The following is a 16,718-nucleotide window of genomic DNA, read 5'->3' as shown; positions in this document are numbered from 1 at the left end:
TAGCGCTATTGTATTGTTGACGAAAATAAGCAAACGCTATGTATGTCTTTATAACTTTAAAGTAACCCGTAAATTATTTTCAATTAATTTACGGGTTTTGTTTTTTATATCGTTATTGTAAATAGTAATTGTTATTATTTATAGGTGGAGTATGTCTTTATTTACAGTATCCGCGTTAACATCTGCTTTGGTGTTAGCAAGCATGGCGGCGTTTCCTGCAATAGCCAATCAAACTGACGGCAGTTTGAATTACCAACAACAACGTATTAATTTTGATATTTCTACAGTGTCATTTAAAGAGGCTTTAACACAGTTTAGCCATGTGGCGGGTGTGCAGCTATTTGTTAAAGATGAGGCTGTAATAGGGTTGTCTACTCAATCACTGAAAGGGCAATATCAGGCCGCTGTAGCGTTAGATATATTATTAGATAACACGGGGCTAATCGCCGTGTGGAAATCACCCAATGCGGTGATCGTTAAGGAAAAATTAGCTAAACAAACGATTGAAGCTGAAACAGGTTTAATAACTAATGACGATGCGGTTGTGAAAAATACACTTGAAACTATTGTTATCACAACGGATAGACCAAGAAGCTTTGCTGCCAACTATGTACAAGCAGGCACTTTTCGCAATAGCCGAGTTTTAGATACAGCATTAACAACGAGTATTTTAACTAAAGAGTTACTAGAGGCGCAGCAAGCTTCATCTTTAGCAGATGCGGTTAGAAATACTGCAGGGGTAAGTTATGCACAAATTAATACGGCAATTTATAGCAATTTGGCAATTCGTGGTATTCGTTTAGAAAATAATACTAATTACCGCTTGAATGGTGTTTTACCTTTATCTAACTACATACAAATGCCGTTAGAGAACAAAGATAGAGTTGAGGTGCTTAAAGGTGCATCAGGGCTATATTATGGTTTTGGCTCTCCATCGGGTGTTATTAATTTGGTAACCGAAAGAGCTTACGAAAATAAGGTTACAGCAGAGGCTTTCGCAAGTAATCACGGTAGTTTAGGTGTAAACGTAGATATTGAAAAAACCTTTGATAATTCAGGTGTACGTATTAATTTAGTAACTGCCAATGAAGATCTTGGTGTTGATAGAAGCTCAGGTGATCGTCATTTTGCTTCTATTGGTTACGATTTATCGTTAAGTGAATCATTACGCTTTGAATTTGATGGTGAATATATTAGTAGGGATATTACTGAGCAGACAGAATATTACTTATTAGCGAATAGTGATGGAGAGATTACTTTACCTCCTTTATTAGAGCCTTCCACTAATCATGGTGCTGAGTGGTTTAAGGCTGAGGCAGAATCATATAATTTACTAGGGTCACTCACTTATGATTTTTCTGAGTTTTGGCAAGGAACATTTGCGGCTGGTCGTTCGTATTCAATAAATACTAGACGCTACTCATCATTTTATGGTTTTGATATCGATTCTGGTAGTGGCGGTAAAGTCGCATTATCAACTTTTCCTGAGACTGAGTATGATAATAAGGTTGTTGATATTAAATTGTCAGGTGGCTTTAATACTGGAGATATTTTCCATCAAGTTATTGCAGGAGGTTCTTTAAATACCAGTAATGCAGTGATCCCCGAAAAGGTAAAGCAAGGGGCGTGGTCTCAAGACTTATACCATCCTGAAAATATCGCAGCCGTTGATACACCACAACGCACCGTAAAAAATGAAATAGATAAAGAACAAAAAGGCTTATATTTAGCGACACATTCACAAATAACGCAATGGCTAGCATTGACTTTAGGTTACCGTTACACCGATTACAAAAATGAAAGCTTTACGAGTGATTATTATGACAAAATAGGCTCATTATCGGGTAGTATTTTAATTCAGCCCACAGAAAATTTGACATTATATGCTAGTTATATTGAAGGGTTAGAGGAAGGTGGTTTAGCACAAGGAATAGCTAAAAATGCAGGGGAAGTATTACCTGCTGCTGTGAGCGAACAGCAAGAAGTAGGGCTTAAATACCAGTCTGAACAAGGGCTATTTTTTACCGCAGCTTATTTTGATATTGATAGGGTTTCAGCTTTTATTGACCCCGTAACTAACTATTTTGTGCAAGACGGTCGCGCGGTTTATCAAGGAGTTGAGGTGAGCGCTTCAGGTGAGCTAACCGATAACTTATCTCTTATGGTTAATGCTACTTATATTCACGCTCAGCAGGAAAAAACCAGTAGTGAGCTACTGACATCAAAACGTATAGAAAATACTCCAGAGCACACTGCCTCAGTATTTATTAAGTATAATATGCCTAGTATTGAGGGTTTAAGTGTTACCGCAGGTGCATTCTATACGGGTGATCGCGCTGTCGATGCTCTCAATAGTGCTTTTGCTGATAGTTATACGTTGTTTGATATAGGTGCAAACTATCAAACAATGTTACTTAATCATCAAGTTGAGTTTAGCTTATATGGTCAAAATATAACGAATGAGAAATATTGGGCGGCAACAGGCTCTCGTTTATTAGCGCAAGGTTTACCTGGCACAATTAAGCTAACAATGAGTATTCAATTTTAAACGAATGATGTTATTAATTGGTAGTCGCTTTGCTTAATCTAAAGCGACGATTTTTTTAAAATCGGTTAACACTTGCTCAGTGTTAATACTGGGGACTTCACCTAAGGCTTGCTCTGGTTTGAAAATGGCAGAAATTTTACCGTCAGGATTAATTAAAATGAGCGAGGCACTGTGATCAACCCAGTAATTTTCAACATTGTTAGCATTATCATTGGTATCGTCAGTGATAGCGTACATTAATCCTAAACTACGGGTAAACGGGAATAAAACATTATGTTCGGCACGGAGCGCTTTAAACTCGGGATTAAAATAAGCAATATATTGAGCAAGTTTTTCTTGGCTATCTCGTTTGGGATCAGCGGAAATAAGCAAAACTTGGCTGTTATTGGCGATTTGTTGTAAGTCATCATAAATAGCATTCAGGCTTTGTAAGGTAATAGGGCAAACATCAGGGCAGGAGGTATAACCTAAAAAAGCGAAAGACCAATGATTTTCTAGAGCACTATTTGCAAAGCTATTGCCGTCTTCATCGGTAAGCTCAAACGCTGGGATAGTTCTTGGTTCTTGGTAGTACAATGCATAATCGGTTGACTCAGTGGTAGCAAGAAACTGAAAGGCAACTGCGCCAATGCTTACTGAAACTATAATGGCAATGGCGTAGAGCATTTTATTCATGAAATTATTCTCAAGTTAATTGTATCAGTGTCGGTATAGTGATTTACCACTAAACTGTTGTTAGCTAATCGCCATTAAATAATGATCGGCAAGTAAGGCAATAAATAGCAACATTAAATGCACAATAGAAAATTTAAAGGTTGCCATAGCGGTGTCAGCTTTTGCATGAAATTTCAATTGCCATGCATAAGCAAAAAAAATCGTATTAAGAATGCAGGCTGATACTAAATAGAGTATATCGCTCATACCAACTAAGTAAGGTAATAAGCTTACTACAAAGAGTAGTACCGTATATAACAGTATTTGAGTTTTGGTAAATTCCACCCCATGCGTTACAGGTAACATAGGGATATTTACTTTGGCATACTCATCTTTACGATGAATGGCCAACGCCCAAAAATGAGGTGGTGTCCAAGTAAAGATTATTAATACTAATAACAACGCATTGCCAGAGACTTCGTTGGTCATGGCGGTCCAACCCAATAATGGCGGAATAGCGCCAGCTAAACCACCAATCGTAATATTTTGCGGTGTTGCTCGTTTTAAGTACAACGTATAAATAAAGCTATAACCGACTAAACCAGACAAAGTTAAGTAAGCTGTTAATGGGTTGACTAAGCCATATAATAACGCAAACCCTATAACCGCTAAACTTACAGCAAAAGTAATGGCGCTTTGTGTTGTTATTTTTCCTTCAGGTAAAGGTCGGTTGTGTGTGCGTCCCATCACAGTATCAATGTTTTTATCGACAATATGATTAATGGCGGCAGCTGCTGAAGAAAGTAGCCCAATACCTAGCATAGCGGGAATAAGAACTTGCCAAGGCAAAGCGCCGGGTACCGATAAACTCATACCGACTAGCGCTGTTAACACTAATAAAGCGACGACTTTCGGCTTGGTAATATCATAATAAGCGCGCCAGTTTTTTATATGGCTTAGTACCCTGTTTTTATTGGACTCACTGAGGGTAACAGGCATGGTTTCAGGAACACTTTTAACTAATGCTTTATTAAGGTTTGAATGAATTAATCTACTCATGACAACTACCTCGTGAGTGTTGGGTGAGCTGATATGCTAATGAAATCAAACTTAACATTAACAAGGCGGCAACTAAGTTGTGTGCAACCGCAACATTGAGCGGTAATTTAAACCAAATATTACTAATACCTAAACTGACTTGGGTCACCAAAAATAACACCAACACGGCGCAAGATATTTGGACTTGCCGTATGGGGTATTTTTTTAAGGTGGCGATAACTAGCCATAGCAAATACAGGCTAGTAACAATAGCGCCTAAACGATGCACGACATGAATGGTGAGTCGTTCGTGGTGGTCTAAGTGACCAAATTCATAACTTTTTTGTGGTGGAGGCAATAAAGTAAAAGCTTCTTTGAAATTAAGTTGGTTTTGCCAGTCTCCTTGGCAAATAGGTAATTCAATACAACTTAAGGCTGCATAATTTGAAGAAGTCCAACCGCCTAACGCAATTTGCATGGTTAAAATAACAATACCGACTATGGCAAAGCGTTGGTATGAAGACGTTTTTTTAATTTGAGTTGCGGCATTGGAATTTATTGTTACCGCTTTATCACTTATTGCTGCTTCAATTTTCTTATTGTATAACTCAGGGTTGAGCTTTAAATATAAAAGAAACAATAAGCACAGTGTGGTGAAACCACCGAGTAAATGCCCCATAACAATCACGGGCATTAACATTAAGGTGACCGTCCACATACCCAATGCAGCTTGAAATATAACCACGGCTAAAGCAAGTAAAGGCAATAGCAAAGGTGTTTTTGTTGATGTTTTGTGTTTTATTCTCAGCTTTATTGAAATAAAAGCAATGGCAACAATAAATAACCCTAACGCACCAGCAAAATAGCGATGGATCATTTCATTCCATGCCTTTTCTGGCTCTACTGCTCGTTCAGGGAACGCTTTCTCTGCCGCGGCTATTTGTTCACTGGTTTGTGGTACATCAAGTAAGCCATAACAGGTTGGCCAATCAGGGCAGCCAAGCCCAGCATGTGTTAAACGCGTATAAGCACCTAAGCCAATCACAAAAATGGTTAATACGATACTTATTAACACTAAGCGACGTAAGGCGATAATATTGTTATTTGCAGAGTTTTCCATACTCAACCTACCTTAGAATACTTAAGGAGTTTTTTCATGTCGGTAATAATGGCTTTACCTAAACGTGTTTGTTGCGTTGAGTCGCTTTGCGCTTCTGCTGAGGTGTTTGCAGAATCAAGTTGGCTTGCCGTATCACCATGAGGGTTGTAACTTAAAATAATATTACCTAAGGGATCAGCAATAACTATTTGCGTTGAGCTTATATGCTGTAACGCTTGTTGAGGCATTGGCATAATTTGCCATTGGCTTTTCGCTAAACGTTGAGATTGCTCTACAGAAAACTCATGTTGTTTTAATGCCACGGGAGTAATTCTGGGCATTTCTTTGCCTAAAGCGACATAACTATTGTGTACAGTTTCTAGGGTTTGCTGACAACTTTTATGACATTGCGCCGGTAGTAAATACATAATAAGCCATTGGTGTTCAAATTGACTTTGCTCAATACCTAAATCGGTTAAGGTGAGACTTTTATTAATTAACTCTCCTTGGTTGGTTACACCAAACTCTAACCACTTCTGCTCTAAGGCTAATTTTGCCAAAATAACGGGTAAGGCAAAAACCACCAGCAATAACAGTAAACTTTGTCTGTTTCTGTTGGGCTTTATCACCATATCAGTCTCGGGTGACATATTAATATTAGTCATATTTAATGGCCTCATTATTTTTATTATAAGCGTGTTTTGTTGGAGAATTGTTCTTGAGAGCTTTTGTAACCGTTTTAGGCTTTGTATGATTAGTACGAGAGAATTTAAGCCATAGCATTAATAACAACCATGTGACCGCTAAGCCTGCCCATTGTACGGAGTAGCCAAAATGTTTGGCTGGCGGCATCACAACAGCCTGCCAATTTTTTAAATAACCTAGCTTTTCTTGTGCATCGACATAAATTACAAAAGGTAAAATAGGCTCATTAAGTAAAGTTGAAAACTTATTTAATTCTATTTGCTGTATTCTTAACGGCCAACTTGCCTCGGCGAAGTGTTGCGCTTGTAGCATAATACCGGTTTCAACCAAGCGTACATGACCTGTAAATTGATATTGACCTGTAATAGCTTGAATATCAGGTAATTCTTGGCGGTTGATGGAGCCTTTTACCCAGCCTAAGTTAATTAATGCACTTACATTTTCGCTGCGTAGTAATTGCAGCACACGATAACCTAAGGTGCCACTTTCAACTTGGTTGTCTAGCAAAAACAGCACATGATTATCAAAAGTTCCCGTAATGCTTACGGGGTAATCATTAAGGTTTTCGGAGGCAGGTAAAGCCAATAGCTGTGTTAGAGACAGCGGATCATTTTGGCTAAGCTGTGTTATGCGCATTAAACGTTGCTCTTTTTGTTGACCACGATCGTATTGCCAAATACTTAAACGTACTAGTATGCTAAACACTACTAAGGTAAATATTAGCCAAAGTAGTGTTGTCATCCATGAACTTTTAGCATCATGCGCTCGTACTACCAAAGACGTGCCCCACTAAATAATATATACAAAAATAAACAGCATAATCCAGACAACATCAACAAAATGCCAGTACCAGTTAGCGGCTTGAAAGGCAAAGTGATTTTTTGGCGTGAAGTGTCCTTTAAGGACTCTAAACCACATAATAATCAGCATGATACAACCCAAGGTAACGTGCATGCCGTGAAAGCCCGTTAGCAAATAAAAGCTATTACCATAAACACCACTGGTTAAATAAAGGCGCATTTCTTCAGAATAACCGTGGGCGTATTCTTGAATTTGGAAAAAGATGAATGCGATACCCAGCAAAATAGTAATACCGAGCCATACTTTTAGCTGACGGCGATTGTCTTTCATTAAGGCGCTGTGAGCAAAATGAGCGGTAATAGATGAGGTGAGTAATATCACCGTATTAATCAGCGGTAAACCATACCAACCCATTGCCGTTGTTTCAGTGCCTCCAGGGGTTTTTAATAAGGGCCAAGCGGCAACAAAGTCTGGCCATAATACCGCGCCAGTTTCAGCATTATTACCAGCCCCACCTAACCAAGGCACAGAAAAAACACGCAAGTACAACAGTGCGCCAAAAAAGGCGGCAAAAAACATCACTTCAGAAAAAATAAACCAGCTCATACCTTGTTTAAAAGAGTGGTCCATTTGATGAGAATATTTACCCGCTAATGATTCATTCACTACATCAGTAAACCAACCAACTAACATGTAAATAATTAAGGCGATACCTGCTAGTAATAGATAAACGCCAAAACCGCTTTGATCTTTTGACAAGTCAGTGACATAGTTTCCCGCACCCACGGCAATCATAAATAAAGCAATTGCCCCAACAATAGGCCAATGACTTTGGCTAGGTACATAGTAATTTTCGTATTCTTTATTAGTCATTTCATATCCCTTTTCAAGGTATTATCTTAGGATGATTTTTTACCAATATCGTACAAAGTATAAGAGAGCGTTAAGGTGCTTATGTCGCTGGGTAAGTCTTGATCTACATAAAACTGCAATCCCATTTCAACCTCTTCACCTGCAGCTAGCGGTTGATTAGTGAAACAGAAGCATTCAATTTTATTAAAGTAATTAGCTGCCATTCCTGGTGAAACCGAGGGTACAGCTTGGCCTGTCATGGCGTGATCTGCTTTGTTTTTGGCATAAAATTTTACAAACTTCATTTCACCAGGATGAACATCAATGCTATTGATCACAGGTGAAAATTGCCAAGGTATGCCTTGCGCATTGCGAGTAATAAACTGCACTGTAATTGTGCGAGACTCATCAACTCCGTTGGCATTGTAAGTGGCTGCAGTATCGTTAGTTTTGCCATTAAGGCCGGTAATATCACAAAAAACATCGTACAGAGGCACCAAGGCAAAACCAAAACCAAACATAGCGAGCACCACTAAGCTGAGTTTTTTAACGGTTTTGCTATGGCTTACTGTTTCAGACATTAGTGTTCGTCCTTATATATTCCATCAATATCGGCTTGTGAAGGTGGTGTAGTAAAGGTGTGATAAGGCGCAGGGCTCGCTACTGTCCATTCTAGACCATCGGCACCATCCCAAGGTTTTGCTGGTGCTTTTTTTCCACCTTTAATGCATTTAATAATTACGGCTAAAAAGATGAATTGCGATAAACCAAAAGCAAAACCACCAATGCTGACCCATTTGTTAAAGTCGGCAAATTGCAACGCATAGTCAGGAATTCTGCGCGGCATACCCGCTAAGCCTAAGAAGTGCATCGGGAAGAACAGTAAATTAACTGAAATCAATGAGCACCAAAAATGCCATTTACTTAAAGTGACGTTGTACATATGCCCTGTCCATTTAGGCAGCCAATAATAGGTACCAGCAAAAATAGAAAATAACGAGCCAGTCACTAAGACATAATGAAAGTGCGCAACCACAAAATAAGTATCATGATATTGAAAATCGACAGGGGTCATTGCTAGCATCAAGCCTGAAAAACCACCAATAGTAAACAAAATAACAAAGGCGATAGAGAATAACATTGGCGTTTCAAAGCTTAATGAACCGCGCCACATGGTTGCGACCCAGTTAAACACTTTTACCCCAGTTGGAACGGCAATTAACATAGTGCAATACATGAAGAACAGCTCACCAAAGAGTGGCATACCAGTAGTAAACATGTGATGCGCCCAAACAATGAATGAAAGTAAAGCGATAGACGCTGTGGCGTAAACCATTGAGCTATAACCAAATAAACGTTTACGGGCAAAAGCTGGAATAATAGTAGAGACAATACCAAAGGCAGGTAAAATCATAATATATACTTCGGGATGACCAAAGAACCAGAAAATATGCTGAAACATTACTGGGTCGCCACCACCAGCGGCATTGAAAAAATTGGTACCGAAGTAAGTGTCGGTTAATAGCATAGTAACCACACCAGCGAGTACAGGCATTACGGCAATTAATAAATAAGCGGTGATAAAAAAAGTCCACACAAATAATGGCATTTTCATGTAGGTCATGCCGGGAGCACGCATATTCATTATGGTAACAACGATATTAATAGCCCCCATAATGGATGAAATCCCCATAATATGTACGGCAAAAACAAAAAAGGCGGTACTACCGTTAGAGTAGGTGGTTGAGAGCGGTGCGTAGAAGGTCCAACCGAAATTAGGTGCGCCACTTTCCATGAAAAAAGAAGCGAGTAGAATACTAAACGCGAAAGGTAAAATCCAAAAACTCCAGTTATTCATACGTGGTAATGCCATGTCTGGCGCACCAACCATCATAGGTAGCATCCAGTTTGCAAAGCCAGTGAACGCTGGCATTATTGCGCCAAATACCATAATTAAACCATGCACTGTGGTTAACTGGTTAAAAAAATCAGGTTCAACTAATTGTAAGCCAGGCTGAAATAGCTCTGCCCTGATAACCATGGCAAAAGCGCCACCAGTTAAAAACATGATAAAAGCGAACCATAAATAGAGCGTACCAATATCTTTATGGTTGGTGGTGTATAGCCAACGCTTGATACCTGTCATTTTGTGATCATCATGGTGCTCGTCGTGGGATTCTTGTTCTATAACGTCTGTAGTCATTTTATGTCCCTTACTTCGCGCTAGCAGCAGTATCAATGGCTGCAGGTTGTACTAAATCACCGGTATTATTTCCCCATGCATTGCGTTCATAAGTAATAACGGCGGCTATTTCTGTTTTGGTTAATTGGCTACCAAAAGCAGCCATAGCAGCATTTTTCTTGCTCCCGTTAAGTACTATGTCAATATGAGCCGCTATATCCCCTAACACCATAGGACTACCTTTTAGTGCAGGAAATGCGGGTGGTAATCCTGCTCCTGTAGGTTGATGACAAGCAACACACGCTTTCATATAAACGTTTTCACCCATTGTCATTAATTCCTCTTTACTGTAGATCTTAGTGAGGTCTTCGGTCGCAGTATTGGTAACCATGGGGGCGTCGACTTTTTTGTCGCTAGTGTCAGTGATGGGGGTTGTTACTGCCTCGAGCGTTGTTTCATCGTTAGCTGTTGAGCTATCCGCTGCAGATTTCACTTGAGATGCTTGTACAGCATCGCCAGTATTGTTACCCCAAGCGTTGCGCTCATAGGTGACAACAGCAGCGATTTCTTTCAAGCTTAATTGTTTACCGTAGCCTTGCATGCCAGTACCAGCTTTACCATTAAAGACTATTTGAATGTGCGTATTAACATCGCCAGTCGCAATGGAGCTATTTTTAAGAGCAGGAAAAGCAGGAGGTAAACCTGCTCCCGATACTTGATGACATGCTGCACAATAAGCGACATAGGTTTTCTCACCTAAGGCCATTAATTCATCCATTGAAGCTTCTGCGCTTAGTGAGGCTTTTTCAGCATCAGCTGCTTGCGCTATTAACTCGTGCTGTTCATCAAGCCATAATTGGTAATCTTCAACAGACTTTACCTCGACAACAATGGGCATAAACCCATGATCCTTACCGCATAATTCGGCACACTGACCACGATAAATACCTGGCTCGTCGACTTTGGTCCATGCTTCATTAATAAAACCAGGGTTGGCATCTTGTTTAACTGCGAATGCAGGCACCCACCATGAATGAATAACATCGTCAGAGGTAATTAAAAAACGTACTTTTTGGTTGGCGGGAATAACAAGGTGTTTATCAACTTCTAATAAATAATTTTCACTTTTATCAGATTCACCTTGATGGTTTTCATATTGCTCACGAGGCGTCGATAACACAGAATAAAACTCAATATCTTGATCAAAGTATTTATAATGCCATTTCCATTGTGAACCGGTAATTTGAATAGTAACGTCAGAATTATCGTTATTTTCCATAGCGATAAGTGTTTTAGTTGCGGGAATTGCCATAGCAATAAGAATAACAATAGGGATAGCGGTCCAGAGTATTTCTACTTTAGTACTTTCATGGAAGTCTGCAGGCTTTGCACCTTTAGATTTTCGGTGAAACGCGATAGACCAGAACATAATGCCAAAAACTATAACGCCAATAGCGGTACAAATATAGAGCACAAGCATATGTAAATCATATACTTCTCTACTTATTTCGGTAACACCTTGGGTTAAATTAAGCTTACTGTTTGCCCATGTTGAATTACTAAATACACTTAGCCATAGTAGCCAAGCTAGGTTACGTCTGCTCACTCGACATCTCCTTTCTAATGCATAGAAAACAGAATTGCAGCAATGTAAATCACGGCCCACTGAACTGAATATCTGTTAGTTTTATTATTATTTTATAAACTAGCTAGTGACGAGAGCTGATAATAACAATCTTCGATGAGAGAGTATTAGCGCATTAACGTCTTATTCTTTTTGTTCGTTTTTTATGCGTTATTTGTATTATGAATACGCTACATTTGATTGTAGGTCAATATAATTTATAGAACAGGAATTGAAAAAAAACCATTTAATTCAATAGAGTGTTAACTCTAAATAGTCTTCATTAGTAGGAGGTACGAGGTTTGAGCTGAGGTTTAATAAACTAAAGAGCCAGTAAATAAAGATCAAAAGAATTTATTGAAATTTATTTACTGGCTCTTTATTAATAGTGGCGCGGTTTTTATAAACTAGAGTTACATCCAGTTACCGTTGCGTATTACACCAACAGCTAAACCTTCAATACTAAATTGCTGTTGTGTTAAATCAACTTTAATCGGGGAGAAATCTTCATTTTCAGCATGCAAGTAAACAATATTACCCTCGCGCTTAAAGCGCTTAACGGTAACATCATCCTCAACACGAGCAACAACAACTTGACCATTTTGCACGTCAGTTGTTTGGTGAACCGCTAGTAAATCACCATCTAAAATACCAATATCTTTCATGCTTTCGCCGTTAACACGTAGTAAGTAATTGGCGGGCGGATGAAAAAGGCTACCATCCATTTTGTAATGATCTTCAACATGCTCTTGCGCTAAAATAGGCTCGCCTGCGGCAACACGGCCAATAAGTGGTAAACCCGCTTCTTCCATAATTTCTTCTGTTAAACGGATACCACGAGAGGTACCTGCTAACATTTCAATGTAACCTTTCTTTGCAAGGGCTTTTAAATGCTCTTCGGCAGCATTAGCTGATTTAAAACCAAAAAAAGTCGCTATTTCAGCCCGAGTTGGTGGCATACCAGTATCAGCAATTTTATCTTTAATTAAGTCTAATATTTGTTGCTGTCTTTTAGTCAACGAAGGTAAATCGAGTATCGAATTCATTATTATTTAGCCTGTAAATTTACACAGTGTTACTGTTAGTATATACAGGCTGTGTTTAAAGGCAAGTGAGTTGCATAAAAATTGTAGTGTTTGTATATGAAGGCTAATGTTTAAAAGTTCATTAAATATGCACTCTTAAAGGAGCAGTTGGTATATTATTATTTAGATCTTTGATAGTTCTAGCATTTTCTTTCTAATGCGTTGCCAGCGCTTACTGTCCTCAATATAAAGCCAAATACATATGCTAATTAAGGTTGATATGAGTAATGTTCCTATTAGGCTGAACGCTTCTAACGAATGAAATAACATTATTGTGAAGAGTAGTAACATAGGTGACAAACATAAGATGGCTACTGCATATGTTGGATGGTGAACGGCTTTTCTCGCGTCTTCAAAAGCATATTTACTCAACACTCTCTCTTTGCCATTAAAGATCATTGATGTGATGAGAATAATAGGGGAGTTATTAAGGGTGCCATATTCTCCATTTATTCCTGAGACTTCTAGTGTATATTCTTTTCCTGTATGAACAGCTCTTTCCCAAAAATAAGGCAATACGACGATATATCGTTTACCATTTGGTAGAACAAAATTGTTTGATAACTCTAACTGGCTCAGTAGGCCTTTATTAGGGCGCTCTACGAATAGCCTCCCCGTAATAGTTGATAAAGTAGGGTATATAGGAGAGAAAAGGCGCAGTGTTCCAACCCTTATTGCCCAATAAAACGCAAAACCACTGCCAACTATCGCTAAAACATATTGGAGTATCCCTGGCATCCAATTACCGCCAGCGCTTATATATCCATATAAGCATAAAACGATAGATAGACAAAGCCCTGCATATAAGAGCTTGGTAAAAAAGAAATTAATACGAAATCTTCTTAATCGAGTACGCAAAAATAGTTTTTCAATATCTGATAGGCTACGCATTATACATCCCTGTAAATTGATTATTTAAGCCGAGTCGGGGCTACTCTTTTCAAGTTGTATCAGTCTTATTGTTTCTAACCTTGCGTATAAGTGTTCGGTAAAAAAGCCATGCATTAAAAAGCGCTGCCCTAAGTTCCAAGGGCCAAGCAAATACTGAGGATATTTGTTATAGGCTAACTCAGTTAAGTTAGGCTCATTAATGATGCGACCGACTCTGATCGCGATAGATTGATCTAAATTAAAGCCATTAATTGCATCGCGATACTCATCTTTTTTCAGTAAAAAACAAAATAAGCACATAAATAAAGCATGCGACGTTTCAAAGTCGAGTATTTGCGTTGATCTTCTTTTGATATGAAAGTCGTCCATATTAATTGGCTGCCAGCTGTCCCAAGTACATCTCGGTAAAATGTCGTTGTTTGAAATTGGTGCCTGACTTTTTCCTAGCTTGATAAAACAGTCGAATAGCTCTTGGTCGTGATCAACAAAGGTACTATTGAGCATATCGTTAATGGTTTTTGGGTAAAGATTAACGCGATGTTCGTGCCCTGTATTTTCCGATAAAAAGTTTAAAATATTCGATTCAGTAGCAAAGTGCCTAAGAATTAAAAGGTTGGCTTCAGGTGAAACAAAATAACGACAAAACCAGCAAATAGTTTTTTGTAAAAAGTGATGGGCGCTAAATTGAGGGAAAGGTAACCGTTTAATAAACCATACAATATGCAGCAGTATTGCAAAAAAAAGCTGTAATAATGGTCTTAATACCCAGCGAAAGCTGTTATTGAGATCTGTCATCCATAATTGCGTGGCAACCTCTTCTATCGGCAGAGAGTCATCATTGCTAATGGCCTGTAAATAAGGACTGACTTTTTTAGCCATTATCAACCTCCTCTAATTGCAGTTGATACAATTTAGCGACGACTTTTGCGGTGCGTATTATGTCGTTAACCCGCTCAGGCGATGTTGCTACGCGATCAATCAGACGGTAAAGCGCTTGTAAGTGATTTTCATCGTTTTCACCGTGGTAATCCATAAAGGCAGTAATAGTATTTTCAAATGAAAATTGCTCATTAATACGTTGTGACCATTTGCTGGCCATTTTGTTACCTAGACCTTCAATAATCCACATTGCACCAATTAAATCAACGGGGTTGGGTTGGCTTGCTCGGTACATTAAAAAGCCATGTAGTGCCTCCGAGCCTATATTTTTACTGGCTGCTTGAATGTCGGTTAAGGTTCCACCTGTTGCTACATAATCGTTTTCAAGTATTAGGTAATCACGATGCTCTTCTGTGGCGTGGCTAATGACGGTTGACCTGACATCAGCATATTCGCGATCAAAGCTTGAGGCACAACGGCTGATCCAGCGTGAGCCTTCAATGACTTGTTGGCGTAAATTAAGTAATAAGCTTTGATAATCTTCAATACTTAATCGCCCTTGCTCTAAGCGTTTTATAATAGGTACTTGCGTGATGGCTAGATCAAAATCGAACCAGACTTTTAGCAGTGATTGTAAGCAACTTTGTCCTAGCTTGGTTAAGACTATATTATCCATTATTTATTACCCTACAACAGTTAAGTGCATGTACGCACAGTTAAAACGACCACTTTCGGGAACCATGCAAAAAAGTGTTTCGCCAGCTTTTAGCTCATGAGTTTTAATGAACTCATCTAACATAATAAAAATTGATGCACAGCCGGTATTTCCACGTTGATAAAGGTTGGTATACCATTTTTCTTCAGCAATACTCGCCCCTGAAACTTCTAGCATTTCAAAAATTTTATTTTTGAAATATTTTGATGAAAAGTGACATAACACATGGTCAATTTTATGAGGGTCAACGTGACCTTGTGCAATTAACTTTAAAAAACCTTGTACGCCAACAGCAACAATATTGTCGAGTAACCTAACATCTTGGCGTAATAAAAGTGCGCCAGCTTGTTCTGCTTCGCCATAGCTTGAGTAGTCTTGCCATGTTTTTTGCTCTTCATCTTTAGATTGTCCCACCGACATACAAACAGGAAAAACATTGGCGTGTGAAAAACTTTTAATCCAATCAATACGAAGGCTACGGCCAGTTGGTCGAGGCTGATTTTCTAGTAATAATGCCCCTGCGCCGTCTGATAGCATCCACCGTAGAAATTCAGCATTAAAATCTACAGCTTGATCGGTAACTTGTTCATAACGGCTGTGTTTGAATAATCGTGAGGTAAGTTCACTAGCAATGACTAAGGCGTTATCGCTATCTTGACACCTTATATTATTAAAGGCGGTTTTAAGTGCCATCATGCTGCTAGAACATATGCCGTGGCTTGTGTGTAACTCTACTTCAGAAAGGTTTAATGCGGCTTGTACCATGCTACCAAAGCCAGGTAAAACCATATCTCCTTGACTGGTTGCACAACTTAACATTTGTATTTTGGCTGGAGCCAAGTAGCTTTCGTCAATACAATTCATACCCGCATTGGCGGCCATATCACTATTTGAAATTGTGGTTTGCTGTTGATCATTAATGGCGTAATGACGCTGTAAAATGCCATTAGAGTTTAAAATTTTTCGCTTTAAGCGACTTTTCTTACCGTGAATTAAACCTAATACCGATTCAATCTCTTCATTATTAACGGCTTTGCCGGGTAAGTAACGGCCAGTACTATTTATATAAACCTGCACTTAAATTCCTTCTTTAAAGTGCGCTTTTAAACAGCGCAAATTTTCTTCAACGTAGGGAAAAACACAAAGTAACGCCATAAATGTTAAGTAGGCGGGTAAGTAAGATGAAGTACCGTGCGGCTCACTAACTAAGGTTAGTGACATATTGCCAGCCCAATTAAAAGTAATAAGCTGTTGAAATTCAGCCCAATTAATAACAATAATTGAAATTAACATGTACAGTGGTAATGAACCAAGGTAGGTGTGGGCGTGCATTTCCCAGATAGATATTTCACGTTGAGGGGCGGCGTAGCGCACATCGCAATGAGCGACGATTTCGTGTGAAATCCAAGTAATAATACAAATAAGTAAAATTAATACATTTACGTCATACAATAAGCAGAGAATGATGGGAATACCCATTTGTATGCCCATTAACGAATGCATTAACGACTCTTTAATGCCTGAGGTTACTTCAATTTTGGTGGCTCTGTGGCAACACCAGTCAGCAAAGCCTGCAATACCCCATAAGGGTAAAAATAGGTAAAGCATTACATTGATGAGTAGTGCAGAAGTGTCCATTTCTATT

Annotated in this window: 16 protein-coding genes; 1 reads left to right on the top strand and 15 read right to left on the bottom strand. The window is 38.9% G+C overall.

Going from position 1 to position 16,718, the window contains the following annotated elements; translation table 11 throughout:
- Window positions 1-151 precede the first annotated feature (151 nt).
- A complete protein-coding gene (locus KO495_RS01680) occupies window positions 152-2,548 on the top strand; it encodes a TonB-dependent receptor (RefSeq protein WP_215978666.1) in 2,397 nt (798 codons plus the stop codon).
- 33 nt (window positions 2,549-2,581) lie between these two features.
- Here the strand turns inward: KO495_RS01680 and KO495_RS01675 are convergent, their stop codons facing one another.
- The 15 genes from KO495_RS01675 to KO495_RS01605 all read right to left on the bottom strand — a co-directional run bounded on the left by KO495_RS01675 (window position 2,582) and on the right by KO495_RS01605 (window position 16,711).
- Entirely contained in the window at window positions 2,582-3,223 is a 642-nt protein-coding gene (locus tag KO495_RS01675) for an SCO family protein (protein ID WP_215978665.1), read from the bottom strand.
- Between the two features lie 60 nt (window positions 3,224-3,283).
- A complete protein-coding gene (cyoE, locus tag KO495_RS01670) occupies window positions 3,284-4,201 on the bottom strand; it encodes a heme o synthase (RefSeq protein WP_215978697.1) in 918 nt (305 codons plus the stop codon).
- A gap of 52 nt (window positions 4,202-4,253) precedes the next feature.
- Complete coding sequence (locus tag KO495_RS01665) at window positions 4,254-5,360, bottom strand: COX15/CtaA family protein (RefSeq protein ID WP_215978664.1); 1,107 nt, start codon at window positions 5,358-5,360, stop codon at window positions 4,254-4,256.
- A 2-nt stretch (window positions 5,361-5,362) separates the two neighbouring features.
- Window positions 5,363-6,004, bottom strand: a complete 642-nt coding sequence (locus KO495_RS01660; RefSeq protein WP_215978663.1) for a hypothetical protein — start codon at window positions 6,002-6,004, stop codon at window positions 5,363-5,365.
- On the bottom strand, window positions 5,997-6,785 hold the full coding sequence (locus tag KO495_RS01655) for an SURF1 family protein (protein ID WP_215978662.1): 789 nt from the start codon (window positions 6,783-6,785) through the stop codon (window positions 5,997-5,999). Before KO495_RS01655 ends, KO495_RS01660 begins: the two co-directional genes overlap by 8 nt.
- A 48-nt stretch (window positions 6,786-6,833) precedes the next feature.
- Complete coding sequence (locus tag KO495_RS01650) at window positions 6,834-7,718, bottom strand: cytochrome c oxidase subunit 3 (protein ID WP_215978661.1); 885 nt, start codon at window positions 7,716-7,718, stop codon at window positions 6,834-6,836.
- Between the two features lie 26 nt (window positions 7,719-7,744).
- Window positions 7,745-8,278 carry a cytochrome c oxidase assembly protein gene (locus tag KO495_RS01645; RefSeq protein WP_215978660.1) on the bottom strand — a complete coding sequence of 178 codons (534 nt, stop codon included), beginning with the start codon at window positions 8,276-8,278 and terminating at the stop codon, window positions 7,745-7,747.
- The gene (gene ctaD, locus KO495_RS01640; RefSeq protein ID WP_215978659.1) at window positions 8,278-9,900 is read right to left on the bottom strand and encodes a cytochrome c oxidase subunit I; all 1,623 of its coding nucleotides are present in this window, start codon (window positions 9,898-9,900) and stop codon (window positions 8,278-8,280) included. The genes KO495_RS01645 and ctaD overlap by 1 nt, the downstream gene beginning before the upstream one ends.
- 10 nt (window positions 9,901-9,910) lie before the next feature.
- Complete coding sequence (gene coxB / locus KO495_RS01635; RefSeq protein ID WP_215978658.1) at window positions 9,911-11,485, bottom strand: cytochrome c oxidase subunit II; 1,575 nt, start codon at window positions 11,483-11,485, stop codon at window positions 9,911-9,913.
- Window positions 11,486-11,916: 431 nt separating this feature from the next.
- Window positions 11,917-12,549 carry a transcriptional repressor LexA gene (gene lexA, locus KO495_RS01630; RefSeq protein WP_215978657.1) on the bottom strand — a complete coding sequence of 211 codons (633 nt, stop codon included), beginning with the start codon at window positions 12,547-12,549 and terminating at the stop codon, window positions 11,917-11,919.
- Between the two features lie 162 nt (window positions 12,550-12,711).
- The gene (locus KO495_RS01625) at window positions 12,712-13,479 is read right to left on the bottom strand and encodes a hypothetical protein (RefSeq protein ID WP_215978656.1); all 768 of its coding nucleotides are present in this window, start codon (window positions 13,477-13,479) and stop codon (window positions 12,712-12,714) included.
- A gap of 24 nt (window positions 13,480-13,503) precedes the next feature.
- Window positions 13,504-14,358 (bottom strand): hypothetical protein, encoded by an 855-nt coding sequence (locus tag KO495_RS01620; RefSeq protein WP_215978655.1) that lies wholly within the window; start codon window positions 14,356-14,358, stop codon window positions 13,504-13,506.
- Window positions 14,351-15,034 carry an iron-containing redox enzyme family protein gene (locus KO495_RS01615; RefSeq protein WP_215978654.1) on the bottom strand — a complete coding sequence of 228 codons (684 nt, stop codon included), beginning with the start codon at window positions 15,032-15,034 and terminating at the stop codon, window positions 14,351-14,353. Before KO495_RS01615 ends, KO495_RS01620 begins: the two co-directional genes overlap by 8 nt.
- A 6-nt stretch (window positions 15,035-15,040) precedes the next feature.
- Complete coding sequence (locus KO495_RS01610) at window positions 15,041-16,150, bottom strand: beta-ketoacyl-ACP synthase III (RefSeq protein ID WP_215978653.1); 1,110 nt, start codon at window positions 16,148-16,150, stop codon at window positions 15,041-15,043.
- Complete coding sequence (locus KO495_RS01605) at window positions 16,151-16,711, bottom strand: diguanylate cyclase (RefSeq protein WP_215978652.1); 561 nt, start codon at window positions 16,709-16,711, stop codon at window positions 16,151-16,153. It lies immediately after the preceding gene.
- Window positions 16,712-16,718 lie beyond the last annotated feature (7 nt).

The organism is Colwellia sp. D2M02 (assembly GCF_018860755.1).
Taxonomy (GTDB): domain Bacteria; phylum Pseudomonadota; class Gammaproteobacteria; order Enterobacterales; family Alteromonadaceae; genus Colwellia; species Colwellia asteriadis.
The sequence above is the reverse complement of the archived record's forward strand: the minus strand, read 5'-3'. Positions and strand labels throughout refer to the sequence as shown.

Bases quoted from the DNA above. Each gene is read 5' to 3' on its own strand.
- KO495_RS01665 (WP_215978664.1), bottom strand. From the start codon at position 5,360: ATGGAAAACTCTGCAAATAACAATATTATCGCCTTACGTCGCTTAGTG.
- KO495_RS01655 (WP_215978662.1), bottom strand. From the start codon at position 6,785: ATGACAACACTACTTTGGCTAATATTTACCTTAGTAGTGTTTAGCATA.
- ctaD (WP_215978659.1), bottom strand. From the start codon at position 9,900: ATGACTACAGACGTTATAGAACAAGAATCCCACGACGAGCACCATGAT.
- KO495_RS01615 (WP_215978654.1), bottom strand. From the start codon at position 15,034: ATGGATAATATAGTCTTAACCAAGCTAGGACAAAGTTGCTTACAATCA.
- KO495_RS01680 (WP_215978666.1), top strand. From the start codon at position 152: ATGTCTTTATTTACAGTATCCGCGTTAACATCTGCTTTGGTGTTAGCA.
- KO495_RS01645 (WP_215978660.1), bottom strand. From the start codon at position 8,278: ATGTCTGAAACAGTAAGCCATAGCAAAACCGTTAAAAAACTCAGCTTA.
- KO495_RS01620 (WP_215978655.1), bottom strand. From the start codon at position 14,358: ATGGCTAAAAAAGTCAGTCCTTATTTACAGGCCATTAGCAATGATGAC.
- lexA (WP_215978657.1), bottom strand. From the start codon at position 12,549: ATGAATTCGATACTCGATTTACCTTCGTTGACTAAAAGACAGCAACAA.
- KO495_RS01660 (WP_215978663.1), bottom strand. From the start codon at position 6,004: ATGACTAATATTAATATGTCACCCGAGACTGATATGGTGATAAAGCCC.
- KO495_RS01625 (WP_215978656.1), bottom strand. From the start codon at position 13,479: ATGCGTAGCCTATCAGATATTGAAAAACTATTTTTGCGTACTCGATTA.
- KO495_RS01605 (WP_215978652.1), bottom strand. From the start codon at position 16,711: ATGGACACTTCTGCACTACTCATCAATGTAATGCTTTACCTATTTTTA.
- KO495_RS01650 (WP_215978661.1), bottom strand. From the start codon at position 7,718: ATGACTAATAAAGAATACGAAAATTACTATGTACCTAGCCAAAGTCAT.
- KO495_RS01675 (WP_215978665.1), bottom strand. From the start codon at position 3,223: ATGAATAAAATGCTCTACGCCATTGCCATTATAGTTTCAGTAAGCATT.
- cyoE (WP_215978697.1), bottom strand. From the start codon at position 4,201: ATGCCTGTTACCCTCAGTGAGTCCAATAAAAACAGGGTACTAAGCCAT.